Raw genomic sequence first — 26,917 nt, 5'->3', positions numbered from 1 at the left:
TCTGCCGGTTTTTGCGCGTGAACAGCGGCACGCCCAGCCGCGCCTCAAGCTGCTTCAGCCGCGCGGTGACATTCGACTGCACGCAATGCAAACGCCGCGCGGCTTGCGAGACGCCGCCGCACTCATGCACCGCTTGAAAAACACGCAGTTCGGCCAGGTTCATGATTCGCTTTCAGTGAATGACGCATCACTATTTTTCATTTTTGAGAATACATCAGACAGCCTATCTTATAGATCACTTTCAGTAAATAACATTGACTAACGATTCTCTATAAGTGATAGATATGGAAACATCGATTGGCGCGACGCGTCAGCACTGGCTGCTGGCGTTGTCCGGCATGTTGGCCATGGCGGTCGCCATGGGCTTCGGCCGCTTCGCCTACACCCCGCTCTACCCCTTGATGCTCAAGGCCGGGGTCATTACCTTGCCGCAAGGTTCATGGCTGGCCGCGGCCAACTATGCCGGCTATTTGGCCGGCAGCCTGCTGGCCGCGCGCTGGCCGTACGACGGCGCCGGCAGGCAGGCGGCACGCTGTCTGCTGGCCACGGTGGCCTGTCTGCTGTTGATGGCGGTCACGCGCTGGTACCCGGCCATCCTCGTCCTGCGGCTCTTGGCAGGCTTTCTCAGCGCCTGCGCCATGGTATCGGTATCGACCCGCTGCTTGCGTGCCGACGCCCACCCCGCCATGGCGCCCGTGCTGTACGCCGGCGTCGGGCTCGGCATCTTGCTGTCCACCTGGCTCATCGGCCACGCCGCCGCGCTCACCCTTCCCGTCGGCGCCTTATGGACAGCCTGCGGCGCGGCGGCGCTCATGCTGTCGGTGCTGCCGCTTGTCCTGCTGCCACGCACGCACGCGGCCTCCGCACATAGCCCGCGCGCGCATTCTCTCGACGTGGACGGGCTCACGCGCCGGCATTTGACGCTGGTCTACACACTGGCGGGGTTCGGCTATATCATCAGCGCCACCTATTTGCCGGTGATGTTGAGCCAGTCCGCACAGCTGCGCGACGGCGTCACCCTGGTCTGGGGACTGGTGGGACTTGCCGCCATGCTGTCCTGCCCAGCCTGGTATTGGCTGTCGACCCGCTGCAACGCCCGGCGGGCGCTGATCTGGAATCTGAGCATTCAGGCGCTGGGCGTCGGTCTGCCGGTGGCTTTCCCCTTCTTTTGGGCGCATCTGTGCGCCGCTGCCTGTCTCGGCGGCACCTTCATGGGCACGACGGTGATCGTCATGCCGGCGGCGCGCCAACTGCAGGCGGGCGCGAAAACCAATTTGATGGGGATCATGACGTTCGGCTTCGGCGTCGGGCAGGTGGCCGGGCCGTTCTTCGCCCAGCTAAGCGCCGACCGTCTCGGCACCCTGTCGGCGTCGCTTGGCACCTCGGCCGCCGCCTTGGCGCTGGCGGCCGCGTCGCTGCGATGGCGGCGTGGGGGTAAATAGAGATTGCGGCGAGTGCGCCCTACGCGAAGGGGTGTCCCGTTTCGTAGGGTGCAATCGACGCGCAACGCGCGGCATTGCACCAAATACCTAGGGACAAAAAAAACGAGCCTGTCGAAAAACAGGCTCGGAGAAAAGGTCGCCGTCAACATTCAAGACAATGACTTGTGACCAGGGACAAAGAGATCACCAGGACAGTTGCGGAAGTTAACGTCACAACGGGACAGGACAGTTTTCCACAACAGATCCGGTAGCGGAGCAAAGCACCGCTGAGGCCCGTATTCTACGGCTACCCCCGGCGATGATTAATGGTGTTCCCCTGATAATTATCACTTCCAAGCTTCGAATGTTTGTTTATAATTTAGTTTTACCTTCGATTCGAAGCCATGGATAAGTTCGATAAGAAAATCCTCAATGCGCTCTACGAAAACGCGCGCATCAGCTTCGCCGAGCTGGCGCGGCGGGTCAATCTATCCGCTCCGGCCGTGGCCGATCGGGTGGAAAAACTCGAGCGCGCCGGCGTCATCACCGGCTATCACGCGCGCATCAATCCCAGCAAAATCGGCTACCCGATCCAGTGCCTGATCGAGCTGACCGTCAAACATCAGGACTACTTCATCGTCATCGAGCAGTTGGCGACGATGCCGGAAATCCTGGAGTGCTTTTCGGTCACCGGCACCAGCGGCCTGCTGTTGAAGGTGGCAGTGCATTCGATGCCCGATTTGCAGGCGCTGATCGCCCGCTTGATGCAATACGGCGACACCAAGACCTCGATCGTCATCGACGTGCCGGTGCCGTTGCGCATGCCCGAGGTGGTGGACACCGAATAAGCACCCGCCAGACGTAAAAAAACCGGGCGCTCAACGCGCCCGGTCGCGGGGGAGTCGATCAACTTTCGTCGATCATTTGTGGTTGAGCACGGCCACCGCCTGATCGGCGTCGCCCGCCAGAACCACATGCAACAGCGTGCTGGAGAACGGCACGATTTCCACCGCCCCCAGCCCCTTCAATGCCTTCTCGTCGACGCGGCCGCTGTCCGCCACTTCAACGCGCAGGCGGGTACCGGCCACCTGCTCGACATGGAATATATTGCTTTCGCCGCCCAATGCCGCCGTCCAGCGGGCGCGATCAAAATTTGGCGTGCTCGACGACGCGGCCGGCGCGCCTTCCATCTGGTGCAATGCTTGACGGATTTCGTCGGCAATCAAGTCGGCTTCCGGCCCAATCACCACTTGCACGCTGCCCGGCGCGGGGCGAATCATGCCGCGCGAACCCAGCGCCTTGAGCGCCGTTTCGTCCAGCGCATGACCATCGACCACTTCCAAACGCAGACGGGTGGTGCAGGCGTCGACCGACTTCAGGTTGGCGGCGCCGCCCAACGCGGCGATGTAGCCACGGGCGCGATCGCTGGCGCTGATCGTCTGATCGGGCACCACCGGCGCGTTGTCTTCGCGGCCCGGGGTCATCAGGTTGAATTTGCGAATCGAGAAGGTGAACACCACGTAGTACACCACGAAGTACACCAAACCGACCGGCAGCATCAACAGCGGGTTCTCACCCTTGCCGCTGGAAAGCAGGTAGTCGAACAAGCCCGCCGAGAAGGTAAAGCCCAGGCGGATGTGCAGTAGGTGGGTAATCACCAGCGACAAGCCGGTCAATACGGCATGCACGGCATACAGCGCCGGCGCCAGGAACATGAAGCCGAATTCCACCGGCTCGGTTACGCCCGTCAGGAAAGCGGTCAGCGCCATCGACAGCAACAGACCGGCCACGGCTTTCTTGTTTTCCGGCTTGGCGCAACGATACATGGCCAAGCAGGCGGCCGGCAGGCCGAACATCATGATCGGGAAGAAGCCGGTCATGAAGGCGCCCGCGGTCGGGTCACCGGCGAAGAAGCGGTTCAAGTCGCCGGTGGCGAGCTTGCCGGCCGCGCCGGGGAAGCTGCCGAACACGAACCACACCAGCGAGTTGAGGATGTGGTGCAGACCGGTGACGATCAGCAGACGGTTGAGCACGCCGTAGACGAACAGACCGATGCTGCCGGCGTTGATCAGCCAATTGCCGATAGCGCCGATGCCGTTTTGGATCGGCGGCCAAATCACGCTGAACACCAAGCCGAGCACCACGCTGGACAACCCGGTCACGATGGGCACGAAGCGCTTGCCGCCGAAGAACGCCAGGTACGGCGGCAGCTTGATGTCCTTATAGCGGTTGTACAAGCCGCCGGCGACCAAACCCATGATGATGCCCGAGAGCACCCCCATGTTGATCTTGTCGTCCAGCGCCTTGAGCACGGCGGTGAGGATCAGATAGCCGACCACCCCGGCCAAGCCGGCGGTACCGTTGTTCTCCTTGGCGAAACCGACCGCCACGCCAATGGCGAACACCAGAGCCAAATTGTCGAAGATCGCGCCGCCCGCCTGCGCGAGCCAAGCGATATTCAACAGGTCAGGCTGCCCCAGGCGCAGGAGCAAGCCCGCGACTGGTAGCACGGCAATCGGCAGCATCAGGGCGCGCCCTAGCTGCTGAATGCCTGCGAATTTACTTAATGCCATCTCACTCTCCTGTGTTGAGAAGCCGCCTACACCTGCGGCCAGATTTCGCGCGCTCGCGCGCGGACTTCCGCGGCCGACGAGAGCAGCAACAACGACTGCGCCTCGCGTCGGCACATGGCCAGATCCAGGGCACGCACCCTGGCCTTGAGTTCGGGAATCAATCCAGGGCTCACCGACAGCTCGGTCACGCCCAAGCCGATCAGCACCGGCGCGGCCTCCAGATCGGAGGCCATCGCCCCGCACACACCCACCCAGCGGCCATGCTTGGCGGCGCCTGCGGCGGTTTGGGCGATCAGGCGCAACAGCGCGGGGTGCATGGGGTCGAGGCCGGCGGCCAGGTCCGGATTGCAGCGGTCGCGCGCCAGCGTGTATTGCGTCAGGTCGTTGGTGCCGATGGACAGAAAGTCGGCATGCTCGGCCAGCTGATCGGCGAGCAAGGCGGCCGAGGGCACCTCGATCATCACGCCCAGTTGCGGCAGCGCGGTGATGCCCATTTCCGCCGCCAACTCGCCCAGCCGCGCCTTGACGCGCAGCAGATCGGCCACGTCGGCCACCATCGGCAACAGAATGCGCAACCGGCTGGCCTGACGGGTGGCCAACATCGCAGCCAGTTGATCGTCCAGCAAGGCCGGGCGGGCGAAGCCGCTGCGGATGCCGCGCAAGCCCAGCGCCGGGTTGTCTTCCTGAGGCAGGCTCAGGTAGGGCACCTCCTTGTCGCCGCCGACGTCCAGCGTGCGCATGATGGCGTTGCGCCCTTCCAGCGCGTCGAGTACCGCCTGATACGCGGCCTGTTGCTCGTCGCGGCTCGGCGCCGACTCGCGCTCGATGAACAAGAATTCGCTGCGCAGCAGGCCGACGCTGTCGGCGCCGCAACGCGCCGCTTCGCGCGCGTCGCGCTCGTTGGCAATATTGGCGGCCACCTCGATGGCCTGGCCATCCAGCGTATGCGCAGGTTCGAGCGCTTGGCGCTTCATGTGCTCGAGCGTGTCGCGGCGCGCGTCGATCTGTTGCCGCGCGGCTTGCAGGCTATCGGCGGCAGGCGTGATATCGAGTACGCCATGCGTGGCATCGAGCAGCACCTCCAGACCGTTCTCAATCTGCAGCACCGCCGCGCCGGTGGCCACCAGGGCGGGAATACCGCGCGCGCGCACCAGGATCGCCACGTGCGACGTGGCGCCGCCACGCGCGAGCACGACGCCGGCCAGGGCATCGGCCGGCATACCGGCCAGATCCGATGGCGTCAGGTCATCGGCGATCAGGATCGAGCGCGGCGGCACCACCGGCTTCTGATCCGCGTCGCCGCTGATCGCCAGCAACACGCGTCGCTCCAGGTCCTTCAAATCGTTGGCGCGCTCGGCCAACAGCGGATTATTCATGGCGCTGAGCACTTGACGCTGGGTGCGCGCCGCGTCGCGGAACGCCACGCCAGCGCTCTTGCCCTGTCCGATCGCCCGCTCGGCGGCCCCGACCAATTCAGGGTCGTCCAGTAAGGCCAAGTGGGCGTCGAAAATCGCTTGCATCGCCTTGTCGCCATGCTTCAGCGCGGCGTGCATCTGCGACATGATGGCGCTGCGCACGGTCGCCAGCGCCCGCGCCAGCGCGTTGTATTCCGTGCCGAGCTCACCGGCAAGCTCGACCACGCGCGGCTCGGCGGCGGCGAATTGCGCCACCGGTCCGATCGCCAAACCCGGCGCGGCCAGCACACCGCCGACCTTACCGGCGCCCAGCGCGGCAGGCGCGGGTACGGCGGGTGCCTCGACCTCGCCATGGGCGCTAGGGCTATGCGCCTCGAGCGCCTCCACCACCGCGGCCAGAGCCTGACCGGCTTCGGGGCCGCTGGCCAGCACCTCCACCCGGTCGCCATGGCCGATGCCGAGGCCCATCAGACTCACCACGCTACGCGCATTGGCCTCCTGACCGGAAAAGCGCAAGAACACGCGGGCATTGAACGCTTTGGCGGCTGCCTGGATCATCGCGGCGGGCCGGGCGTGCACACCGTCGCCATGACCGACCACGGCCCAGGCCGTCGTATCGGCGCTTGGCGTCGCCGAGGCATCCGCCACGGCCGATGCGGCACCCTTGGCGCGCACACGCATCAAGATCGACTGGCCGGCCGTGACTGCGCCCGTGGCCCTTTCCGCCATCTCTTGCGTGTCGCTATTGGCAATCACCACCACGGTGATCAGCGACGGCGCTTTGCCGGCGATGAAGCTGAAATCGGCCTCGATCAGCGCCTGTCCGCAGGTCACGGTCTGGCCCTGCGCCACCAGCGGCTTGAACCCCTCCCCCTTCAAACTGACGGTATCGATGCCGATGTGCATCAATATCTCGGCACCATTGGCGGCGGTCAGCGTCAGGGCGTGGTGCGTGCGCGCGATCTGCGTGACGACGCCGTCGCACGGCGCCAAGAGCGTACTGCTGGTGGGGTCGATGGCCAGGCCGTCGCCCATCATCCGCCCGGCAAAGACCGGATCGGGCACCTGCTCCAGCGGCAGCACCGTACCGGTCAATGGGGCTTTGAGTTCGAGCGCTTGGGTCATGATGTTTTCCTGTCTGGCGCAGCCGCCGTCAGACGGTGCGTGTTACTTTCGAAAGATGGCGCGGCTGATCGGGATTCATCCCACGGGCTTCCGACAATTGCGCCGCCATCAAGTAGAAGCTTTGGATCGCCAGCAAGGGATCGAGTACCTCGTCGTCGGCGGTGGACAGCGTCAATTCACGCTCGGCCACGTCCTGCGGCGCCGCCAGCAGCACATTGGCGCCGCGGTCGCGCATTTCGCGCGCCAGGGCGATCAAGCCGGCTTGTTCCGGGCTGCGCGGCGCGTAGATCAACAGCGTGTAGCCCTTGTCGATCAACTCCATCGGCCCATGGCGGATTTCGGCGCTGCTGAAGGCTTCCGCCTGCAACGCGCAGGTTTCCTTGAACTTCAGCGCCGATTCCAACGCCACGGGGAAACCGAGACCGCGTCCGACCACCATGATGCGGTCGAGCGGCGCCAGCACGTCGATGGCGCGCGACCAGTCTTGCTTCGCGGCCTCGACCAAACGTTGCGGCAGGCTATCCAACGCCGACAGCAGCGCCTTGTCACCTTGCCAGTGCGCCACCAGGCGCGCCACGGCGGACAGCGAGGCGATGTAGCTCTTGGTCGCGGCGACGCTCTTTTCCGGGCCGGCGCACAGCGGCACCACCCATTCGCAGCAATCGCCGAGCGGCGATTCGTTCTGGTTGACCATGGCCACGGTCACGGCGCCGGCGCGGCCGAGCGCGCTCATGGTTTCCACCAGATCCGGGCTCTGGCCGGACTGGGACAGACCGATCGCCAGTTGGCCGTTCACGGCCAGCGGCGCGTGGTGCAGCGTCACCAGCGACATCGGCAGCGACACCACCGGGAGCCCCTGGCGTTGCATGGCCAGGTAGGCGAAATAGCTGGCGGCGTGGTCGGAGCTGCCGCGGGCCACGGTCAGCGCCATCTGCGGCGGACGCTGCACCAGCAGGCGACCCAGCATCGACAGGCGTTCATCGGCATACATATGTTGCGCGGCGACCGCATCGGCGGCGCTTTGCGCTTCTTCAAGCATCAGCGAGGACAAGGGATTCTCCTTCGACATAAACATGAGTCAGATTGAGGTCGGTATCGAACACGGTCAGATCGGCCCAACAGCCGTCGCCCAGCCGGCCGCGATCCGCCAAGCCGAGGTAATCGGCCGGGTTTTGCGACAGGCGGTGCGAGGCATCGGCCAAATCGAGCCCGATGGACACCAGGTTGCGCAGCGCCTGATCCATGGTCAGCGTGCTGCCGGCAAGCGTGCCGTCGGCTAGGCGAACCCCGCCCAGGCACTTGGTTACCGTGTGCGAGCCGAGCTGGTACTGCCCGTCGGGCATGCCGGCGGCGGCGGTCGAGTCGGTGACGCAAAAGAGTCGCGGGATCGCGCGCATCGCGGCATGCATCGCGCCCGGATGGATGTGCAGCAGGTCCGGAATCAGCTCGGCATACTCGGCATGCGCGAGCGCGGCGCCGACCATGCCCGGCTCGCGGTGATGCAGGCCGGTCATGGCGTTGAACAGGTGGGTGAAGCCATGGGCGCCGTGCTTGAGCGCCGCCACGCCGTCCTCATAGCTGCCCAGCGTATGGCCAAGCTGCACGCGCACGCCGCGCGCCTTGAGCGCAGCGATGATGTCCAGGTGTCCCGGGATTTCCGGCGCGATGGTCACCAGGCGAATCGGTGCGATCCGGTTGAAGCGGTCGAATTGCGACAAGGCGGCCTGGCTCGTGTTGTCGGGTTGCGCGCCCAGTTTGCCGCGGTTGATGTACGGCCCTTCCAGGTGCACGCCCAACACGCGGGCCGCTTGGGGCGGACGCACTGCGCAGACGCCGGACAGCGCGGTCAGCGCGGCGACGATGTCCGACTCGGGCGCGGTCATCGTGGTGGCCAAGAGCGACGTGGTGCCGTGGCGGGCATGCAGCCGCGACAGCGTCACCACCGCATCGCCGCCTTGCATGGTGTCGGCGCCGCCGCCGCCATGCACATGGGTATCGATGAAACCCGGCAAGATCACCGGTTGCGGTCCAGTCAGCGTTTTCGCCTCGATGGCGCGAATTTTTTCGTCAAAGGCCAGTGTGCCCTCCACCCAACCCGTGGGCGTCAGGATACGGCCGCTCAATTGTTGTAAATCACTCATCGCTTCAGCTCCGCGACAAAATCGTAGTAATCGTTTCGACAGTAGGTATCGGTCAGTTCAATGGCATTGTTGGCGGCATCGAAGCCGATACGCGTGACCCGCAGCATCGCTTCGCCGACAGGAATGCCGGCCAGCGCGGCGAGATCGGGCGTGGCATTGATCGCCCGCACGTGCTGCAAGGCGCGCACAACCGAATGACCGGCACTATCCAGGTAGGCGTACAGCGAGCCGCCGATTTGCTGCGGATCGGGCAGACAGGAGGCCGGCAAGGTACTGATTTCAATCGCCATCACCACGCCGTCCGCCAAGCGTTTGCGCTTGAGGCGGTAAACCTCGGCATTGGGCGATAGCCCCAGCTTGATGATCTCCTCAGTCGACGGGATGCCGCGATCGCGCGAGAGCCATTGCGACTCGGGTTTGAAGCCCTTGGCCTTCAGCACTTCGCTGAAGCCCTTGAGGTGTGACAACGGTTGTTCGAGTTTCGGGGTAATAAAGGTGCCGGAACCATGGCGTCGGGTAATGAGCCCTTGATCCAGCAAGATGTCGAGCGCCTTGCGCGCCGTGACGCGGGAAATCGCCAGCGCCTCGCACAACGAACGCTCCGACGGCAAGGCCTCGTCCGCCTGCCACCAGCCGGCATTGATCGCCTCGGCGAGTTTGCGCGCCAATTGCAAATACAGCGGCGTGTTCGCCGTTTCATCCAGCAACAAGGCAGTCCAGCGACTATCCATTTGCCACTTCCGGGAATGAGTATGTGTGGCGAAAATTAATACCACTTCAATACCACGTCAATACCAATTTCCTAAGATTTATCGCCACCTCGATATGCTGCACGGCACAATCAGTGGTGTTTTACCCAGTATTTATGCTTTTGGTATGAATAGAGCGCTGGCAAAGTGGTATTAGCGCCGGAGGAACGTCTTGGCGATGGAAACAATGGCAGGCATTTGCCCGCCTGTATCATCGCCGCCGCAGTGGTGATCCCGCGAAGCGGTTTCCGACGAGTGGTCTGATAGGAACGGCGTCGACCGGCCTTTGGCGGCCGCGCCGGCATCAAGGAAAACACCATTCGCCATGCGAGCGGCATGACGAGCGCACAGTGTGGTAAATCAGCGTCGCCAGGCGAGCAACAGAACGGCGGAAACGATGACGCCCATGCCGGCCCATTCCGCTTGGCCGACATGTTCGCCAAGCAAGCCCATGCCGAGGAGCACGGCAATCACCGGGTTGACGTAAGCGTAACTGGTGGCCAGCGAGGCACGGACATGCGCCAATAGATAGATGTACGCGGTATAGGCGACGATCGAACCGAAAACCGCCAGGTAGAGCATGGCCAGCCAGCCGGAAAGCGGCGGCAGCGCGCTCAAGTGCTCACCCCTCAGCGTGCTGCCCAGCAGCAGCTCCACGCCGGCGCACAGCATCATGGCCGCACTCGACATCATACCTTTGGGCTGAGTCACTTTCTTGCTCAGCGCCGATCCCAACGCCCAGCCGGCACAGGCCAGAATCAACAGCACGGCGCCGATGGGGCTCGCGCCCAGATTGGCGCCAAAGTTGAGCAGCACGATGCCGCAGAAGCCGAGCGCCAGCGCCAGCCACTCTTTGGGCCGGGCGGGATGGCCAAGCAGGCCGGCGAACAGCGTGGTGAACAACGGCACGGTGGCGACTACCAGTGCGGCCACGCCGGAGGACACATGGGTTTCCGCCATCGTCACAAGCCCATTGCCGATAGCGGGCATCAGCAAGCCCAAGAGCGCCGCGCCTCCCCACTCCCGCCGATTCGGCATCGGCGCGCCTCGCGCGATCAACCAGCCGAACATCAGCATGCCAGCCAGCAAAAAGCGCACGCCAGCCATCATCAACGGCGGCCAGTGCTCGACGCCGATACGGATGGCGAAGTAGGTCGAACCCCAGATGATGTAAAGCGCGAAGAGAGAAAACAGAACGGGAAGACGGTGTTGAGTCATAGGATCGGCCAGGGGAATGACCGATCATTCTATGAGTTCATATCCAAACAGCAAAGAGCCATTATCTTGGAATAAGACAGGTCCACTCTGGGCGCGGCGCGCGCCCAGAGCCCGTCAGCGCGTCGCTAGGCGTTGCAGGATATTGGAAAACTCTTCCATGTAGGTATCGAAACGCGTGGCCAGACGGTCGACGTCGGTGGCAAAGCGGTTGTAGGCCACAACGGCGGGAATGGCGGCGAATAGACCGATGGCGGTAGCGACCAGCGCCTCGGCAATACCCGGCGCCACAGTGGCCAGGGTCGCCTGGCCGGCATTACCCAGGCCGATGAAGGCATGCATGATGCCCCACACCGTGCCGAACAACCCGACGTAAGGGCTGACCGAGCCGACGGTGGCCAGGAACGAGGTATGCCGGTCGAGCGCGTCCAACTCGCGCTGCGCGGCGGCACGCATCGCGCGGCGGGCGCCGGCCATGACGTCCGACAACTCCGTGCCGCTGCGGCCGCGCAGTTTGAGGAATTCGGCGAAACCGGACGAGAAGATGCGCTCCATGCCGCCACGCTGCTGCCGGCGGCTCGCGTCCTCGTAGAGCCGGTTCAGATCGGTGCCGCTCCAAAACTGGCGCTCGAACTCGTCGCTGTCGCGGCGGGCGCTCTTGAGCACGAAGGTTTTATTGAAGATCAACGCCCACGACAGCAAGGAGGTCAGCACCAAGCCGGCCATCACCAGCTGGACCACCAGGCTCGCGTTGAGAATCAGAGAAAGAAACGAAATCGGTTGCACGGAAATTCCTTGCAGGCGGTGCCGGCGTGGGTCGCTCGGCATCATTTCATGAAAATGATGTAGTGACCCGCTCAATGTCATTCAAGTTCCATAGCTGACCGCGACAAGCAGCCAACATGGCGCATGGCAAACGCTTATTGTAACGCCAAGCGGGCCAAAAACGGCAAAGGACTCACGGGGCCAAGTAGTTTTGGGTGATGCGCGCCACCGAGCCGTCTTGCTGCATTTCCTGCATCACGCCATTGAGCCGGTTGATGGTTTGGTTGGGCATGCCGGGATTACAAGCCAGATACATGAAGGCCGTGTAGAACACCATCGCCGGTTTGAGCTGCGGCAGGTTTGCCTGCTTGACCAGGTAGTTGCCCAAGTATTTGCCGGTGGCCCAATAGTCGATGCGGCCGGCCTCGAGCTTGCGCAGATTGAGATCGTCCGTCGGCGTCAGCTCAACGTTGAAGCCGCGCGCGATCAAGTATTGCGCCACGGCGTCGCCGTTGTAGCCGCCGATCCTGTACCTGCGCACGCTTTCCAGATCGAGTCCCGGCCGGGGGCTCGACGGCCCGGCGTACAATACCCACGGGTTGGCCAGCAGCGGACCGATCCACTTGAATTGATGTTCGCGATTATCGCTGCGCGTGGTCGAATACACACAAGTATTGTTTTCCAGCACAGCGGTGTTGAAGGCGCGAATCCAGGGCATGAGCTCGACGGTGTAATCCATGCCGGCGCGGCGAAACAACTCGCGCACGATGTCGGTGGACATGCCGCCGACCTGGCCGTTCTCCAGCATCATATTGAACGGCGGGTACGACTCGGTCAGCAGGCGCACCCCGGCCGCCCCAGCCGTTCCGGACAACAGCCCCAACAACAGCGCCAGCATCGGGCGACGCAACCAGGCGGTTTTCATGCCCCCCCCTCGATCACTCGTTCAAATAACGTTTATGCAGTTGCTCGTAAAACCCGTCGTGCTGCATGGTCGACAGGGCGTCGTTCAAGCGCCGGATCGTGGCATCCGGCACATTGGGGTTACATGCCAGGTAGAGGAAAACACTATTGAAGGTCAAGATCTGCTTGACCTGATCCGCTTTCAGCTGGTTGATCAGATACGTGCCGCGCGGCTTGCTGGTTGCCCAGAAATCGATGTGGCCGGCCAAGAGCTTGCGCACGTTGAGGTCGTCGGTCGGCGTCAGTTCGACGTTGAAGCCAAGCCCGATCAGATACTGCGATTCGGCGTCACCGTTGTAACCGCCAATGGTATAGCGGCGCGCATCTTCCAGCGCCGCGATGCCTTTGGGGCTGGACGGTCCGGCGTATAACGCCCAGGTGTTTTCCACCAGAGGGCCGATCCACTTGAACTGGCGCTCGCGATTATCGGTGCGCGTGGTCGAGTAGACGCAGGTATTGTTCTCGATCACCGCGGTGTTGAAAGCGCGGATCCACGGCTGCAACTCGATCTGATAAGGCAGTTTCGCGCGCCGGAACAATTCGCGCACGACATCGGTCGCCATCCCGCCCACATCACCGTTGGTCAACGTCATGTTGAACGGCGGATACTGCTCGGTGAGCAAATGCATCGTCGGCGGCTTTCCCCACGCCGCCGTCACCGCCATCATGCCCGCACATACCATGCATTGCCGTAGAAATTTATTCATCGGCGCCACCTTCTCCGGGGGGTCACGCTATCACTATAGCCGAGCGCTACCGTGTAATCCTCAATGCCGGCGGTGCAAGGCGCGCGCACCGATGTCACGCCGCAGCTGCATGCCGGCGAAATGAATTTGGTCGGCCAATGCATAGGCGCGTGACTGCGCCATGCGCACGCTGTCGCCCAAGCCCACCGCGCACAGCACCCGGCCGCCGCTCGTCAGCACCCGGCCATCGGCATCCAGGCGGCTGCCGGCATGAAACACCACGCCATCCTCCGCTTCCTCGGGGATGCCGCTGATCGGATCGCCCTTGCGCGGCGCATCCGGATACCCCTCCGCCGCCAGCACCACACCCAACGCCACACGGCGGTCCCATTCGGCCTCGGCCTTGTCCAGCGTGCCGCGGACGCCGTGCTCGAGCAAAACGGTCAAATCGGTCTTGAGGCGCGCCATGATCGGTTGGGTTTCCGGGTCGCCCAGGCGGCAGTTGAATTCGATGGTAAAGGGATTGCCTTGCGCATCGATCATCAGGCCGGCATAAAGGAAGCCGGTGTACGGGTGCCCGTCGGCGCGCATGCCGCGCACCGTCGGCATGATGATCTCGCGCATGACGCGCGCGTGCACTTCCGGCGTCACCACCGGCGCAGGACTATAGGCGCCCATGCCGCCCGTGTTGGGCCCTTGGTCGTTATCGCACAAGCGCTTGTGATCTTGGCTGGTGGCCAGCGGCAGAACATGCTCGCCGTCGACCATGACGATGAAGCTTGCCTCCTCGCCCTGTAGGAAATCCTCGATCACCACGCGGGCGCCGGCATCCCCCATGCGATTGTCGCGCAGCATCATATCGATGGCCCGGTGGGCATCGTCCAGATCCATGGCGACCACCACACCCTTGCCGGCCGCCAAGCCATCGGCCTTGATGACGATGGGCGCGCCGCGCACGGCGACGTAGGCGTGCGCCGCCTCGGCGTCGCCGAACGTCTGATAGCCCGCGGTGGGAATGCCGTGGCGCTGCATGAAGGCCTTGGCGAAGTCTTTGGAGCTCTCCAACTGGGCGGCAAAACGCGTCGGGCCGAAAATCTTCAGACCGGCATCGCGGAAGGCGTCGACCACACCGGCGGCCAGGGGCGCTTCAGGGCCCACCACCGTCAATTCGATTTTTTCGCTCTTGGCGAAATCGACGAGCTCGGCCGTTCCGGACAGCGGCACGTTGGTCAGGTTGGGATCGAGCGCCGTGCCGGCGTTGCCGGGCGCGACGAAAACCTTCGAAACCCGTCGCGACTTGGCAATGCGCCAGGCCAATGCATGCTCACGACCACCATTGCCAATAACCATCACTTTCATGCTGTCTTCCTTGCCTCGAATGAAGTGTGTTCGCCGACGTCATACCGTCGGTCACGCTGCGTATGATAACGCGCCACCCGCCGCCGCGGCAGGGTGGCGCATCTCTTAGTGCCGGAAATGACGGCAGCCGGTCAGCACCATGGCGATGCCGTGCTCATCGGCGGCGGCGATCACTTCTTCGTCGCGCATCGATCCACCCGGCTGGATGATTGCCTTGATGCCCTGTTCCGCGATGACGTCGACCCCATCGCGGAACGGGAAGAAGGCATCGGAAGCCGCCACCGCGCCGGCGAGCGCGAGTCCCGCGTCATGCGCCTTGCGCGCCGCGATGCGCGTGGAGTCGACCCGGCTCATTTGCCCCGCGCCGATGCCGGCGGTTTGCTGGTTGCGCGCAAAAACAATGGCGTTGGACTTGACGAATTTCGCCACACGCCATGCGAACAACAGATCGGCCATTTCCTGCTCGCCGGGCGCGCGCCGAGTGACGACACGCAATTCGTCGCGTTGTACGTTTTTCGCATCCGGCGTTTGCACCAAGAGCCCGCCGCCGACGCGTTTGAGCTCGAAGCGGTTGGCGCCAGCCGTCATCGGCACTTCCAGCACGCGCACGTTCTTCTTGGCGGCGATCAGCGCTTTGGCCTCGTCGCTAAATGCCGGCGCGATCAGCACTTCCAGGAACTGGCCGGTCACCGCCTCGACCGCGGCGGCATCCACCGGGCAGTTGAAGGCGATGATGCCGCCGAAAGCCGACGTCGAGTCGGTGGCGAACGCCAGCCGATAGGCCGACAGCGCATCGCCGGCGACGGCCACGCCGCACGGATTGGCATGCTTGACGATGACGCAGGCTGGCGCGTCGAAGGTCTTGACCGCCTCCCAAGCGGCATCGGCATCGGCAATGTTATTGAACGACAGTTCTTTACCTTGCAGTTGGCGGTAATGGGCGATGGTCCCCGCCGCCGGGTCGAGGTCACGGTAGAACGCGGCCGCTTGGTGCGGATTTTCGCCATAGCGCATGTCCTGCACCTTGACGAACTGCAGATTCAGTCTGCCGGGGAACGAGGAGCGTTCGATCACGCCGGTCGGTTCGGCATCGACCAACGCCGTCAGATAATTGGAAATCGCGCCGTCGTAGGCCGCCGTATGGGTGAATGCCTTCTTGGCCAGCGCGAAACGCGTTTGCCGCGACAACTGGCCGCCGCTGACGCGCATTTCGTCGACCAGCGCCGTATAGTCGGCGGCATCGGTCACCACGGCGACGTGCGCCCAGTTCTTGGCCGCAGAGCGCACCATCGTCGGCCCGCCGATGTCGATGTTTTCGATGGCGTCCTCCAACGTGCATTCGCCATTGGCGACGGTCGCCTCGAACGGATAGAGATTGACGCAGACCAGATCGATGGCATCGATGCCGTGCTCGCGCATCTTGGCCACATGCTCCGGCAGGTCGCGGCGGCCGAGAATGCCGCCATGCACTTTCGGATGCAGGGTTTTGACCCGGCCATCCAGCATTTCGGGGAAGCCGGTGTAGTCGGACACCTCGGTCACGGCGACACCCGCGTCAAGCAACAATTTGGCGGTGCCGCCGGTCGAGAGGATCTTGACCCCCATCGCGCTGAGGGCGCGGGCAAATTCAAGCACCCCGCTCTTGTCGGATACACTGATCAATGCACGTTCGATTTTGGTCATGATGTTTTGCGCCAGTAAAAAAGGACGGACAAACAAAAGGCCGCCCTGGGGGGCGGCCTTTTTATCTTCAGATCAAATCATAAGATTTCATCTTCTTACGCAGCGTGTTGCGGTTTAATCCCAGCAACTCCGCTGCCTTGGTCTGGTTCCCTTGCGTGTGGATTAACACGACCTCCAGCAGGGGCTTCTCCACACAGGCCAGTACCATATCGTAGATGGCGGAAGGCGTTTCCCCATCCAGATCCTGGAAGTAGCGTTCCATCGCCTGTCTCACGGATTGCGAAATATGGTCGTTGTCCTGTATGGCTTGTGTCTTCATCGACTTTTGCTCTTGTTGGGTCAGATCTGCTCGGGCAGATCTTGTGTTTGGTACACCAGCCGATCGGAGTCGGTAGCCAAGCCGGCGAAAAACGCCGCGACATAGGCATGCTGCTCCACCGTGCTCTCCAGTTGATACATCGCCTCGCGAAACGCATTGGCGCCTTTTAATCCGCGGGTCGTCCAGGCGATATGCTTGCGCGCGATACGGCAGCCGGAATACTCGCCGTAAAACGCATACAACTCGTCCAAATGGGCGAGCAGGATGTCGCGAACCTCGTCGACCCGGGGCGGCGGCAACAATTCGCCGTGCGCCAGGTAATGCAGGATTTCGCGGAATATCCATGGACGGCCCTGCGCGGCCCGGCCGATCATGATCGCGTCGGCGCCCGTTTCGGCCAATACCGCCTTGGCTTTTTGCGGCGAATCGATGTCGCCGTTGGCGATCACCGGAATCGACACCGCGGCCTTGACCTGCCGGATCGTGTCGTACTCGGCGTCGCCCCGGTACATGTCCTCGCGCGTGCGGCCGTGCAACGCCAAGGCGGCAATGCCGCAATCCTCGGCCAAGCGCGCCACCCTGAGCGCGTTGCGCGTTTCGCGACACCAGCCGGTACGCGTCTTCAACGTCACCGGCACATCGACCGCGCGCACCACGCGCTCCAGAATACGCCCAACCAATGCCTCGTCGCGCAACAGCGCGGAACCCGCCGCCACATTGCACACCTTCTTCGCCGGGCACCCCATGTTGATGTCGATGATTTGCGCGCCGCGTTCGACATTCAATCTCGCCGCCTCCGCCATCTGCGCCGGGTCGGCGCCCGCGATCTGCACGGCGATCGGTTCCGGCTCGCCGGCATGGTCGGCACGACGCAAGGTTTTTTCCCGCGTCCACAGCGCCTTGTTGGCGGTGATCATTTCAGACACGGCCAGCGCGGCGCCCATTTTCTTGCACAACATGCGAAAAGGACGGTCAGTCACACCCGCCATGGGCGCGACGATGAGGCGGTTCTTCAGCCGGTAGGGTCCTATCAACATGTTTTACAAAGGTATTACGAGCGGAGGGCGGCCATTGTAATGCTTTTTCACATTGCGGTAAAAAACATTTTGCTTATTTTTTGGTCAACCACGATAGCGGAAAGAAATGATCGAGGGGAAAAAGGGACGCTCGGCGGGGATAAGGGGGGAAGTCAGCCGATAAGCCGGGTTCTGTCGTTGGACAGTCATTCTTCTAGGCCTGCCGTTACCAGCAGGCTCCAGCAACCTACCCGGGCGCTATGCGAGCCACGTTGACGCGCCCATATTTGGTCTTGCTCCGGATGGGGTTTAGCCTGCCGTTCGTGTTGCCACGTACGCGGTGCGCTCTTACCGCACCTTTTCACCCTTGCCTGATCCACGCTGACGCGTGGCCATCGGCGGTTCAGCTCTCTGTGCCACTTTCCATCGCCTCGCGGCGTCCGGCCGTTAGCCGGCATCCTGCTCTATGGAGCCCGGACTTTCCTCCCCGCCTGGCGCAAGGCCCGGCGCGGCGACTGTCTGTCTGACTTCCCGATGCGGATTTTACCTGAAATCGGCACCGGCGCCAGCTGATTCGGACGAGGCAATGCCACGATTCCCGATTCGCAGCATCCGCGGCTATACTGTGCGTTCGCTTCGGGGGGACGGCATGGAGCATAACCAGACCAGTCTATCGCGCATGCAGCTCATCGGCTCCTTGCTGATCGTCTTCCTGCTGGCCGTGGGTCTGTCTTCCTATTTTTTGTTTTCCCATTGGCGCGACTTCTCCAACCGGCAGGCCACCCTCTCCGCGCTCTCCGCCGAGCGCGCGCGCGAACATTTGAAAACGACCAGCGAGCAGACCGAACTGATGCTCGGCGCGCTACGGGAACAGACGAGTCAAACGCTCAAGCGCCATATCCGCGAACAGACCGACCAGGCTTGGCTGATCGCGCAATCGACTTGGCAGCGCGAGCAGGGCAGTCAATCCCCCGCCATGATCGGGCGCCAAATTCTCTCGACGCTGGGGCCGCTGCGCTTTCATGACGGGGACGGCTACTTCTTCGTGCTGGGCCTCGACGGCCGCGTCCTATTGCACCCGGATGTACGCCAGTCCTCCCCCGCCGTCTCGCTGTCGCTGACGGACGATGCCGGGCGGCATGTGGTGCGCGCGTTGCTCAACGCGGCACAAAGCGCCGATGGCGCCGGCTTTCTCTACTATCGCTGGCCGGAACCGGGCCACAGCGTCATGCATGACAAGATCGCCTACGTGCGACGCTTCGCGCCGTTGGGATGGCTGATCGGCGGCGGAGAATATGTGGCGCACGCTGACAATACGTTGCAGCAACAGGGGCTTGAACTGCTCGATGCGCTGCAATCGACGCAGCGAGACAACTACGTCGTCATCGACCAAAACGGCTTATTACGGCTATTCCCGCCCGAACCGAGCCGCGTGGGTCAGCATTTTCTGTCACTGCCACCGCAATATCGGTCGCTGGTGGCGACCCTGATGGCGCAAAGCCCGAACGGCAACTTCCTGCCCTGTCTGTACGAAGGAAAACACGCGCTCGCCTATGCGCGCAAATTGCCGGACTGGGGCTGGACGCTGGTCACAGTGCTGCCGATCCAGGCACAGATCGACCGCGACCTGGCGGCGGACCAGGAGCTGCGGGACACCTTGAGGCAGCGCGTGCACGCCACCTTGCTGATGACGCTGTCGGCGCTGGTGGTCGCAAGCCTATTCTCTTGGATCTTCGCCCGTTGGATGAACACGCTATTCGCGCGATATCGGCGCGACCTATGGGCGAGCCATCACGAGTTGCGCGAGCGCTCGCGCGAACTGCTGCTGTCACGCTTCATGATGGACAATGCGTCGCAGGTGGTCTGCCTGATGGACCAGCACGCGCGCTTGGCCTATCAGAACGAGGCGGCGCGCCTAACCCTCGGCGACGAGCCGAATCAGCGCGCGAAGCGGCTGGAAGCACTATTTCGCGCGCCGGAAGGTCCGCTGCCGCAAACCTATTTGGTGATGTTGCCAGCGTCGTCCCAGGCACGCGCCTACGAAGTCACGCTCAACGAGATCGTCTACGAGGGTGAGCGCTACCGTTCGGTCACTGCCCACGACATCACCGCGCGAAAGCGCGATGAAGACACGCTTCGCCTCGCGGCCAGGGTGTTCGAGACCAGCACCGAAGCGATTTTGATCGCCAACAGTCAAAACCGCATTCTCAAGGTCAACCACGCGTTTGAAACCAGCACCGGCTACAGCGAAGCGGAAATCCTCGGCCTGACGCCGTCGATCCTGGCCTCGGGCTGTCATTCGCGTCAGTTCTACGACGAAATGTGGCAATTGCTGCGCGAGCATGGCAAATGGTCCGGCGAAATCTGGAATCGTCGCAAAAACGGCGAAGTCTTCCCGGAATGGCTGACCATCAGCGTACTGACCGATGAACGAGGCAAAGTCAGCCACTATATCGCGCTGTTCACCGACATGACCGAGCGCAAGCGCCAAGAGGCGCAAGTCCGCTATATGACGGAATATGACCCGCTGACCGATTTGCCCAACCGCGCGCGGATCCATGACCGTTTGCAGGCGGCCATCGCCGCGGCGCACTCCGAGGGCAGCGAGCTCGCGGTCCTGTTCATCGACCTCGACCATTTCCAGCACGTCAACGACACGCTTGGCCACGCGATCGGGGACGCGCTGCTCAAGGAGACGGCGAAGCGGCTGTCGCAGATACTGCGCGACGTCGATAGCCTGGGCCGTAGCGGCGGCGATGAATTCATTCTGGTCTTGCCCCGGATCGCCCGCCACGAGGAAGCCGCGCAAGTGGCAGAGCGCGTCCTGGCCGCGCTGGCTCAGCCCTTCATGCTCATGGACAATGCCGTGCATTGCTCGGCCAGTATCGGTATCAGCCTATTCCCCCAGGACGGCCGCGATATCCAAGGCCTGATGATGTGCGCGGACCTGGCGCTGTATCACGCCAAAGCGAGCGGCCGCAACCTGTTCCGCTTCTATTCCAGCCAGATGAACAGCCACTTCAACGAGCGGCTGCTGCTGGAATCGCGGCTACGCGAAGCGTTGGCGCGGAACCAGCTCGACCTCGCCTATCAACCCCTGTTCGCCATGGATGGCCAGACGCTTCTCGGCTGCGAGGCGCTATTGCGCTGGCAACATGCGGAAATCGGCGTCGTCGCGCCGGAGCGCATCATCCCGGTTGCGGAGGAAACCGGCTTGATCGAGTCGATCAGCGCGCTGGTGCTGGAGCGCGCCTGCGCGGACATCGCCGCCTGGCAACAGGAAGGCGCGTCTGTGTTGCCGGTCATGATCAATATTTCAGCCGGCGAGCTGGCGCGTCCGCATCTCGTGGAGACGATGCGCGCCGCGCTGGCCAAATACCGGCTGCCCGGCAGCATGCTGCTGCTCGATGTGAACGAGGACGCGCTGATGACCAACCCGGCCAGCGCCATCAAAGTGCTTGACCGCATTCGCCTGCTTGGCGTCGGCCTGTCGATCGACAACTTCGGCATCGGCTATTCCAGCCCGGCGCACCTGAAGCGATTCGCGCCGGCAATGATCAAAATCGACCGCACCTTCGTCGCCGGTTTGCCAGACGATAGCGAGCACGCATCGATCGTGTCGGCCATCATCCATCTGGCGCACGCGCTCGGCATCCCCACGCTGGCACAGGGCGTGGAGACGGAAGCACAGCGGCTATTCTTGTCGCGCATGGGCTGTGGCGGCTTCCAGGGTTTTCTCGCCGGCGCGCCGCAATCGGCGCGCAGCATGGCGCGTCTTTGGACCAGAGGGACCACGGCGCCGTCAATCGAAGCGTAGGGTATAGCGCGACTCGGCCGAGGCGTTATTGCCGACCCGCAGCAGCAGCGACCATTTGCTGCTGAGCTGATACATCAGCTTGAGCGCCTGCTGCGAGCTGGTCAGTCCATATTCATAGCCGAGATAGAAAGTACGGCTGAGCTGCTTGCCGACGGTCAGTACCTGTTCGGCCGGGCTCACCGTGCCATTGAGCAAGGTTTTGCTTTCCTTGCGCGTCAAGCCCAGATCGTCGAATAAGCCCACTTTGTCGTTGAGACTGCCGGCGGCAAACTGGCTCGCCGCCAGCGCCAGGAAATTGCTGTCCTGCGCATTGTCATCGGCGGCGTGGCCAAGCAGCAGCCAGGACAGCTTGTCGCGCTCGGTCATGCTCTCATCGGCAATCAGTTGCAGACGCGGCTGTGCGACCGACCCGAGCACCTCGACGCCAGCGCCGACAGGAGACAGATGCCGCCGGGCTCGGATGTTCAAATTGGGATTATCCAGCGGACCGACGAAAGTAATGGTGCCGGTGTCGATTTCCAGTTCCTGCCCATAAGCTTTGTAGCTGCCCTTGACCACGTTCACCTGGCCGCGCGCCGATGGTGCCATGCCCTGATGCGCGCTGACCTGCACTTGCCCGGAAAGCGCGACGTCGAGCCCTGGACCGAGGAAAACGAAATGGTCGCCCAGATCCAGTATCAAGTCGACGGCAACCGGCAATTGCGCCAACGCCGAGGAAGGCGCCGGCCGCCCCATGACCATCACATCGTCCGACAAGGCCGGCGTTCCCACCTTGGGCAGCGACAGCCGCCCCTGGTCGGCGCGCACGCGCCCGGACAGCGCGATCAGCTTGTCGTTGACGGTGAGCGCCGCATGGCCGCTCACCACCAAATGGCGATCAGGCCGATCGAAGACGCTGAACTGGCGGATTTCCACTCGCACCGCCGCTTCCGGCCGCAGCGAGGCGCCGCTGCCGCCACTCAAGCGCAATTGCCCGCTGGCCGAGGCATCGCCTTGCCCGGAAACAAAACGCAATTGATCCAACCACACAGTCTGACCATCCAGCCGAGCCGCCAAGGTGCCACCCGCCAGCCGCAAGCCGGTGCGGCGGTCGCGCAGCAACAGGTCGTGGCCCTGAATGCGCCCGCGCGCCTGCGGGTTGCTGAGCGGCCCCGACAACGCCAGGTCGGCATTCAGCGCGCCGCCGGTTTCCGCGGTATCGGACAAAGCCGACAATGCCGAAAGCTGCGGCAAATCCAGTTGCAGTTGCGCCGCAAGCGGCGTGGTGGCCCGAATGCGCCAGGGGCTGGCCGCCAGCGTGCCGGCGAGCCGCAGCCGGCCAATGCCGGCGGTGAGCTCGGCCTCCAGCGCGGTATGCTCGCCACGCCAATCCAGCTGTATCCGTGCCTGGTTCAATGCCAAGGGCAGCGACTGGCTATCGCCCGGCAACGCCAGATCGCCGCCTTGCCGCGCCAGCATCAGCTGTCCGCGTCCCTCCGCGCCCACATCCCAGCTGCCGCCGACGACCAGCCCGCGAACGGCGGGAAGATCCAGCCAAGGTTGCAGTTCGGACAGCGCCAACCCATCGATGCGGCCGCGGCTGGTCAGGCGGCCATCGGCGAGCCGCGTCAGCCGGTCGAATGCCACTTCCGCGCCGGCCAGACGCAGGCGGCCCGCGCCCAGCGTCACACCATCGGGCCCGATCGCCACGGCAAGCGGCGCGAGCAGGGTCAAATCCGGCCGGCCGGCAAGCCGCAGAGCCTGCACCGTGCCGCGCCAGCCGGCCTGATTGGCCGGCATGCCGCCCTCTGCTTGCCACGAGGCCTGAAAGGGCTGCCCGGACAACGCAAGTTGCGCCTCGCCGGCGATGCGGTGCCTAACCCGGGTACCCTCCGCCGCCACGCGCATGCTATCGACGCGCCAGGCGGCGCCACTAACATGTTCCGCCGCGGCATTCAGACGGAAGACACCCGCGCCGCCGTCCTGCAACATGCCATTGAGCGTGAGCGACTGTGCCGTCATCAAGCCAGGCACCCGCAATTGGCGCAGATTGAGATTGAGACTGACCTGAGGCGCGGCGGGCGTGCCCGCCAGATCGATCTGGCCCTGGGCGCTGCCGGCCAGACCGAAACCGATGCGCGCGAGCACGGGCGCGTCGATGCGGGCGGAGAGCCGGTCGCCGGGCGCGCCCCAGGCTCCGCGCCCTTGGACCGTATTGCCGGCGAGGTTCAAATCCACCGCGATCTTCCGCAGCCGGCGTCCATCCAGCGAAAGCCGTGCCAGCCCGCCCACCGGTGCGCCGTCCAAGCGGCTTGGCGACATATCGAGCGCGAGCTCGGCGGTTAACGGCGCCTCGGCGCGCCCACTGGCGCGCAGATTGCCGTTGAGATCGCCCTGAGGCCAGCGCGCGAACAGCGCGCGCGGGTCGCCATGACGCAAAACGCCGCTCAGGGCAAAGCGCCGGTCGGCGTCGAACGTTCCCTGCAGCGCCAGCGTGCCCCCCCCCGAGTGCAGGGTTCCTTGGTCCAATCGCAGTTGCCAGGGCTGGCCCGCGGGCTGCAACCAGGCAGCATCGGCCTGCAGCATCGCATGCTGCCCGCTGAGCCCGGCACGCAGCAGCAATTTTTCGCTGGTGCCGGCCAATGTGGCGCTGCCGTTGATCACATCACGCGGCGCCGCCGCGTGGAGCGCGTGGGGATCGATCCCCGACAGCCGCGCATTGAGCGCCACGCCGCCTTTGCGCAACAGACCATCCACTTGCAGGCGGCCACTCGCCAACGCGACATCGAGCAGACCAATGCGCAGAATGCCCTGATCCAGCCGGAAGGCGCCCTGCGCCGCCGACAGCGGCAACCGGCCGCTGCTCACCGGCCCGTTCTGACGATTGGTCAGATTGAACTGACCACGGACAATGCCCGCGGCGTCGGGCTCGATATGCGCAGAGACGTCGAGCGCCGCGCTCGGCCACGCGGTGCTGATTTCGTGCGGATCGACGTTCTGGGTGCGCAAGTCGAGCTGCCGAATCCGCTCGAAAGGCTGGTCGGCGAAGGGGGAGAAGCGGCCGGACAGATCCACCTCCACCGGATGCGCACGCACTTTGCCACGCACGATCAGCTGTTGCAGGTCCCCCTCGAAGCCGAGCTCGCTGCTGCCGGCTTCCGCCGTGCCGGCGAGCCGCCCGCTCAGCGCAAACGGCGCGCTGTCGGCCAGGGTGAACTGACCGCTCAAACTACCCTGCGGTATTCTAAGTTGCGTCAATGACAGATGATGATGTCCCAGCGCATAGCGATAGCGCCCTTGTACGTCGTAAAGCGCCACGCCGCCGGGTTCAACGCTCAAGCCGGCCAGCTGCAGGCTGGCGATGTCGACGTCGAGCGGCAGCGACAGACTGGTTGGCAACTGCGGCCAAGGCGACGCCGGAGCCGCCGGATTCGGCGCATAACGCGTAAGACCAATGGCCAGGTGCCGTATCGCCAGTTGGCGATGCCACAACCGCGCGGGCTGCCAGTCCAAGTCGAGCCGATCGATGAAGAGCCGTCCATCGGCGTTCTGAAATTCGATCTCGTCGAGCTGGAACCCCTGCCACAACGTGCCGCTGACCCTTGCCACACGCAGCTCGCCCCCGGATAGCCAGGCAATGCCTTGCCACAGCCGGGAAAAACCGCTTTCGCTGGCTGTCAGCCAAGTAGCCAGGGCGAATACAAGCGCCAAACATGCCGGCAAGAGCCCAAGGAGCCAGGCGCGGCGCAGGCCGCGCCGCGCCGGTGTAACAGGGGGAGGGGAGGAAGGATGCGCCGCCATCAGAAAGCCAGCCCCAAGCTCATGCCCCAGGCCACGCCGCCCTGCCCCTGAGGCTTGGCCAAATCAAACGACAGCGGCGCCACCGGGCTATACCAGCGCGCGCCAATCCCGTAACTGCGTTTCAAACTGAAACTCTGCCAATCGGCCACGGCGTTGCCGGCGTCGGTGAACAGCGCCAGCGCCCAGTCCTTATAAACCGGAATCTGGTATTCCAACGTCCCGGTCACCAGCACGGCACCACCAAGCACCGAGCCATTCGGTCCGGGCAAGCCCAGGCTTTGATAGTCGTAGCCCCGCACGCTATTGGTGCCGCCGGCGCGAAACAGCTGCGAATTGGGCACGTCGGCCACATTGCTCGCCCATACCCGCCCCCCTTCCAACCGCGCCATCAGGGTGCCGAACGCGGAGGAAAACGGTGTCCAATACTGCGCCGCGCGCGCGTATAGCCGCACGAAATTCGTGCTGGACAACCCATTGTCCACCGTGCCGGACAGCATGCCGTCGATCAGATAACCGCTGCGAGGGTGCAACGGATTATCGACCGCGCGTCGCGTCACACCGACGCTCGGCAACAGCGCGCGGTTGACCTGTGAGTCCTCGTCGACCACATGTTGCGATTCGCGTACGAAATTCAGCCCGATGCGCCACTCGTCACTGCCGAGCGTGTGAATGCGCCACACGCCGATCTCCTCCGATTGGGTAATCAAGTTCTGAATGTCGGTGCGCTTGATGACAGCATTGACGGTATGCACGTAGCCGTCGGCGGTGCGCGGCAAGGCAATACCGAAATTGAGCGATTGCTGCGATTGATCCCAGCTCAGCACCGACGAACCGGTCAGCCCGGTGCCGAACAGATTGTTGTGATCGAAACCGACCCGCACGCCGGGCCCGACATCGGTATCGTAAGTTAAACCGAGCTCCAGTTTCTTGAGGGGAAATTCGGAGAGCTCGACGATCACCGGCGCCGTGTTGTCGGCCGCCACATGCTGCAGATCGGCACTGACCACCGCGCCGGAGAACTGATTGCTATGTTCCAGCGCCGCCTGGTAGTCCTGCAGCACCTGCAGCCGATAGGGGTCGCCCGGCTTGAAATCGGCAAGCTTCTGCACCACGGACAAGGGGTAACGGCTCAAGCCGTGAATTTCCAGCGCGCCGAAACGGACCAATGGCCCGCTATCGATGACGACGGTCAGCCGGGCATTGTGGTCCACGGGATCGATCACGGCTTGGCTCGTCTCCAGCCGCGCCAACGGAAATCGATCCGCCGCCACGGCCTGCAGGGCCTGGCGCTTAGCCACATCCCAACTCGCCTGGCGAAAGACGGCGCCGACCGGCAAGGGCCACTGCGCCATGATCGCCTGGCGGCGCGCGGCAACATCGGATTCTTCTGCCAGCGGGCCCTTCAGCTGAAGGTCGACGGCGCCAATCGTGACCGGCATGCCGGGTTCGACCTGGACCAGGAACTGGCGCGGCGAGCCGCCTTCGTCACGCACCTGCACGCGCGCGTCGAAATAGCCTTCCGTTTCCAACAACTTGCGCGCGCTTTCCGGCGTCGAGCGCACCAGAACCTCCAGGTCGCTATCGGAAACCGGTGCTTCGAGGCGCGCCGTCGCCAGCGGCAGGTGATCGCCCAACACCGTGGCGAGCGCGGGGGGCGCATCGAAGCGCACCGCGTAATCCGCAGCCAAGCTGTAGGACGACAGGCCGAACAACAGCAATCCGCCCAGGCGCGCGAACAGGGAGGAAAAGGTCATGGGCACATGGTAGCCAAAGCGCGCCAGGCTGGCGAGCATGACTTGGGGCAGGGGGAGAGCCCGGCTGACACGGCATGCGCCGAGCCAGCCGGGCGTTAGGGACCCTCAGAACCCGTTATGGGCTCAGCGGGTTCTG

The 26,917-nt window shown here is 63.7% G+C and carries 19 protein-coding genes and 1 other RNA gene; 3 read left to right on the top strand and 17 right to left on the bottom strand.

Features of this window, described 5'->3' with window-relative positions; genetic code table 11:
- On the bottom strand, window positions 1-163 hold a 163-nt coding region (locus tag JOZ06_RS20670), incomplete at its 3' end, for a LysR family transcriptional regulator (RefSeq protein ID WP_366814619.1).
- Window positions 164-284: 121 nt separating this feature from the next.
- On the opposite strand from JOZ06_RS20670, the gene JOZ06_RS09565 reads away from it, so the two are divergent.
- Window positions 285-1,442: a YbfB/YjiJ family MFS transporter gene (locus tag JOZ06_RS09565; protein WP_293231808.1), complete on the top strand. Its 1,158-nt coding sequence runs from the start codon at window positions 285-287 to the stop codon at window positions 1,440-1,442.
- 383 nt (window positions 1,443-1,825) lie between these two features.
- Window positions 1,826-2,269, top strand: coding sequence for an Lrp/AsnC family transcriptional regulator (locus JOZ06_RS09560; RefSeq protein WP_293231806.1), 444 nt, complete (start codon window positions 1,826-1,828; stop codon window positions 2,267-2,269).
- Between the two features lie 72 nt (window positions 2,270-2,341).
- On the opposite strand, the gene nagE is transcribed toward JOZ06_RS09560, so the two are convergent.
- From nagE to rnpB, 14 genes are all read right to left on the bottom strand, one after another.
- Window positions 2,342-3,994, bottom strand: coding sequence for an N-acetylglucosamine-specific PTS transporter subunit IIBC (gene nagE, locus JOZ06_RS09555; RefSeq protein ID WP_293231804.1), 1,653 nt, complete (start codon window positions 3,992-3,994; stop codon window positions 2,342-2,344).
- 26 nt (window positions 3,995-4,020) lie between these two features.
- A complete protein-coding gene (gene ptsP, locus JOZ06_RS09550; protein WP_293231802.1) occupies window positions 4,021-6,534 on the bottom strand; it encodes a phosphoenolpyruvate--protein phosphotransferase in 2,514 nt (837 codons plus the stop codon).
- A gap of 28 nt (window positions 6,535-6,562) precedes the next feature.
- The gene (locus JOZ06_RS09545) at window positions 6,563-7,585 is read right to left on the bottom strand and encodes an SIS domain-containing protein (protein WP_293231800.1); all 1,023 of its coding nucleotides are present in this window, start codon (window positions 7,583-7,585) and stop codon (window positions 6,563-6,565) included.
- Entirely contained in the window at window positions 7,566-8,675 is a 1,110-nt protein-coding gene (nagA, locus tag JOZ06_RS09540) for an N-acetylglucosamine-6-phosphate deacetylase (protein WP_293231798.1), read from the bottom strand. Before nagA ends, JOZ06_RS09545 begins: the two co-directional genes overlap by 20 nt.
- The gene (locus JOZ06_RS09535) at window positions 8,672-9,406 is read right to left on the bottom strand and encodes a GntR family transcriptional regulator (RefSeq protein WP_293231796.1); all 735 of its coding nucleotides are present in this window, start codon (window positions 9,404-9,406) and stop codon (window positions 8,672-8,674) included. Before JOZ06_RS09535 ends, nagA begins: the two co-directional genes overlap by 4 nt.
- A 378-nt stretch (window positions 9,407-9,784) precedes the next feature.
- On the bottom strand, window positions 9,785-10,642 hold the full coding sequence (yedA, locus tag JOZ06_RS09530; RefSeq protein ID WP_293231794.1) for a drug/metabolite exporter YedA: 858 nt from the start codon (window positions 10,640-10,642) through the stop codon (window positions 9,785-9,787).
- A gap of 114 nt (window positions 10,643-10,756) precedes the next feature.
- Window positions 10,757-11,425: a protein TolQ gene (gene tolQ / locus JOZ06_RS09525; RefSeq protein WP_293231792.1), complete on the bottom strand. Its 669-nt coding sequence runs from the start codon at window positions 11,423-11,425 to the stop codon at window positions 10,757-10,759.
- Between the two features lie 172 nt (window positions 11,426-11,597).
- A complete protein-coding gene (locus JOZ06_RS09520; RefSeq protein ID WP_293231790.1) occupies window positions 11,598-12,329 on the bottom strand; it encodes a transporter substrate-binding domain-containing protein in 732 nt (243 codons plus the stop codon).
- 13 nt (window positions 12,330-12,342) lie between these two features.
- Window positions 12,343-13,074, bottom strand: a complete 732-nt coding sequence (locus tag JOZ06_RS09515; protein WP_293231788.1) for a transporter substrate-binding domain-containing protein — start codon at window positions 13,072-13,074, stop codon at window positions 12,343-12,345.
- A 60-nt stretch (window positions 13,075-13,134) separates the two neighbouring features.
- Window positions 13,135-14,412 carry a phosphoribosylamine--glycine ligase gene (gene purD, locus JOZ06_RS09510; RefSeq protein WP_293231786.1) on the bottom strand — a complete coding sequence of 426 codons (1,278 nt, stop codon included), beginning with the start codon at window positions 14,410-14,412 and terminating at the stop codon, window positions 13,135-13,137.
- A 105-nt stretch (window positions 14,413-14,517) separates the two neighbouring features.
- Window positions 14,518-16,095, bottom strand: a complete 1,578-nt coding sequence (gene purH, locus JOZ06_RS09505) for a bifunctional phosphoribosylaminoimidazolecarboxamide formyltransferase/IMP cyclohydrolase (protein ID WP_293231784.1) — start codon at window positions 16,093-16,095, stop codon at window positions 14,518-14,520.
- Window positions 16,096-16,162: 67 nt separating this feature from the next.
- Window positions 16,163-16,414 (bottom strand): DNA-binding transcriptional regulator Fis, encoded by a 252-nt coding sequence (fis, locus tag JOZ06_RS09500; protein WP_293231782.1) that lies wholly within the window; start codon window positions 16,412-16,414, stop codon window positions 16,163-16,165.
- A 20-nt stretch (window positions 16,415-16,434) separates the two neighbouring features.
- Window positions 16,435-17,451 carry a tRNA dihydrouridine synthase DusB gene (gene dusB, locus JOZ06_RS09495; RefSeq protein ID WP_293231780.1) on the bottom strand — a complete coding sequence of 339 codons (1,017 nt, stop codon included), beginning with the start codon at window positions 17,449-17,451 and terminating at the stop codon, window positions 16,435-16,437.
- A 144-nt stretch (window positions 17,452-17,595) separates the two neighbouring features.
- An RNA gene (gene rnpB, locus JOZ06_RS09490) (RNase P RNA component class A) lies at window positions 17,596-17,961 on the bottom strand.
- Between the two features lie 118 nt (window positions 17,962-18,079).
- On the opposite strand from rnpB, the gene JOZ06_RS09485 reads away from it, so the two are divergent.
- Window positions 18,080-21,247 carry an EAL domain-containing protein gene (locus tag JOZ06_RS09485; RefSeq protein ID WP_293231778.1) on the top strand — a complete coding sequence of 1,056 codons (3,168 nt, stop codon included), beginning with the start codon at window positions 18,080-18,082 and terminating at the stop codon, window positions 21,245-21,247.
- Here the strand turns inward: JOZ06_RS09485 and JOZ06_RS09480 are convergent.
- Window positions 21,233-25,027: a translocation/assembly module TamB domain-containing protein gene (locus tag JOZ06_RS09480; protein ID WP_293231776.1), complete on the bottom strand. Its 3,795-nt coding sequence runs from the start codon at window positions 25,025-25,027 to the stop codon at window positions 21,233-21,235. The genes JOZ06_RS09485 and JOZ06_RS09480 overlap by 15 nt on opposite strands.
- On the bottom strand, window positions 25,027-26,781 hold the full coding sequence (locus JOZ06_RS09475; protein WP_293231774.1) for an autotransporter assembly complex family protein: 1,755 nt from the start codon (window positions 26,779-26,781) through the stop codon (window positions 25,027-25,029). The genes JOZ06_RS09480 and JOZ06_RS09475 overlap by 1 nt, the downstream gene beginning before the upstream one ends.
- Window positions 26,782-26,917 lie beyond the last annotated feature (136 nt).

It is taken from the genome of Paludibacterium sp. (assembly GCF_019232825.1).
Taxonomy (GTDB): Bacteria; Pseudomonadota; Gammaproteobacteria; order Burkholderiales; family Chromobacteriaceae; genus Paludibacterium.
Note: the sequence above shows the minus strand (reverse complement) of the source record. Positions and strands in the feature narration are given on the sequence as shown.

What these genes read in the sequence shown, in the direction of transcription:
- nagE (WP_293231804.1), bottom strand. Translation starts at nt 3,994, where the DNA reads ATGGCATTAAGTAAATTCGCAGGCATTCAGCAGCTAGGGCGCGCCCTG.
- JOZ06_RS09475 (WP_293231774.1), bottom strand. Translation starts at nt 26,781, where the DNA reads ATGACCTTTTCCTCCCTGTTCGCGCGCCTGGGCGGATTGCTGTTGTTC.
- JOZ06_RS09565 (WP_293231808.1), top strand. Translation starts at nt 285, where the DNA reads ATGGAAACATCGATTGGCGCGACGCGTCAGCACTGGCTGCTGGCGTTG.
- JOZ06_RS09520 (WP_293231790.1), bottom strand. Translation starts at nt 12,329, where the DNA reads ATGAAAACCGCCTGGTTGCGTCGCCCGATGCTGGCGCTGTTGTTGGGG.
- JOZ06_RS09485 (WP_293231778.1), top strand. Translation starts at nt 18,080, where the DNA reads ATGGAGCATAACCAGACCAGTCTATCGCGCATGCAGCTCATCGGCTCC.
- fis (WP_293231782.1), bottom strand. Translation starts at nt 16,414, where the DNA reads ATGAAGACACAAGCCATACAGGACAACGACCATATTTCGCAATCCGTG.
- JOZ06_RS09515 (WP_293231788.1), bottom strand. Translation starts at nt 13,074, where the DNA reads ATGAATAAATTTCTACGGCAATGCATGGTATGTGCGGGCATGATGGCG.
- dusB (WP_293231780.1), bottom strand. Translation starts at nt 17,451, where the DNA reads ATGTTGATAGGACCCTACCGGCTGAAGAACCGCCTCATCGTCGCGCCC.
- yedA (WP_293231794.1), bottom strand. Translation starts at nt 10,642, where the DNA reads ATGACTCAACACCGTCTTCCCGTTCTGTTTTCTCTCTTCGCGCTTTAC.
- purH (WP_293231784.1), bottom strand. Translation starts at nt 16,095, where the DNA reads ATGACCAAAATCGAACGTGCATTGATCAGTGTATCCGACAAGAGCGGG.
- ptsP (WP_293231802.1), bottom strand. Translation starts at nt 6,534, where the DNA reads ATGACCCAAGCGCTCGAACTCAAAGCCCCATTGACCGGTACGGTGCTG.
- purD (WP_293231786.1), bottom strand. Translation starts at nt 14,412, where the DNA reads ATGAAAGTGATGGTTATTGGCAATGGTGGTCGTGAGCATGCATTGGCC.
- JOZ06_RS09535 (WP_293231796.1), bottom strand. Translation starts at nt 9,406, where the DNA reads ATGGATAGTCGCTGGACTGCCTTGTTGCTGGATGAAACGGCGAACACG.
- JOZ06_RS09560 (WP_293231806.1), top strand. Translation starts at nt 1,826, where the DNA reads ATGGATAAGTTCGATAAGAAAATCCTCAATGCGCTCTACGAAAACGCG.
- nagA (WP_293231798.1), bottom strand. Translation starts at nt 8,675, where the DNA reads ATGAGTGATTTACAACAATTGAGCGGCCGTATCCTGACGCCCACGGGT.
- JOZ06_RS09480 (WP_293231776.1), bottom strand. Translation starts at nt 25,027, where the DNA reads ATGGCGGCGCATCCTTCCTCCCCTCCCCCTGTTACACCGGCGCGGCGC.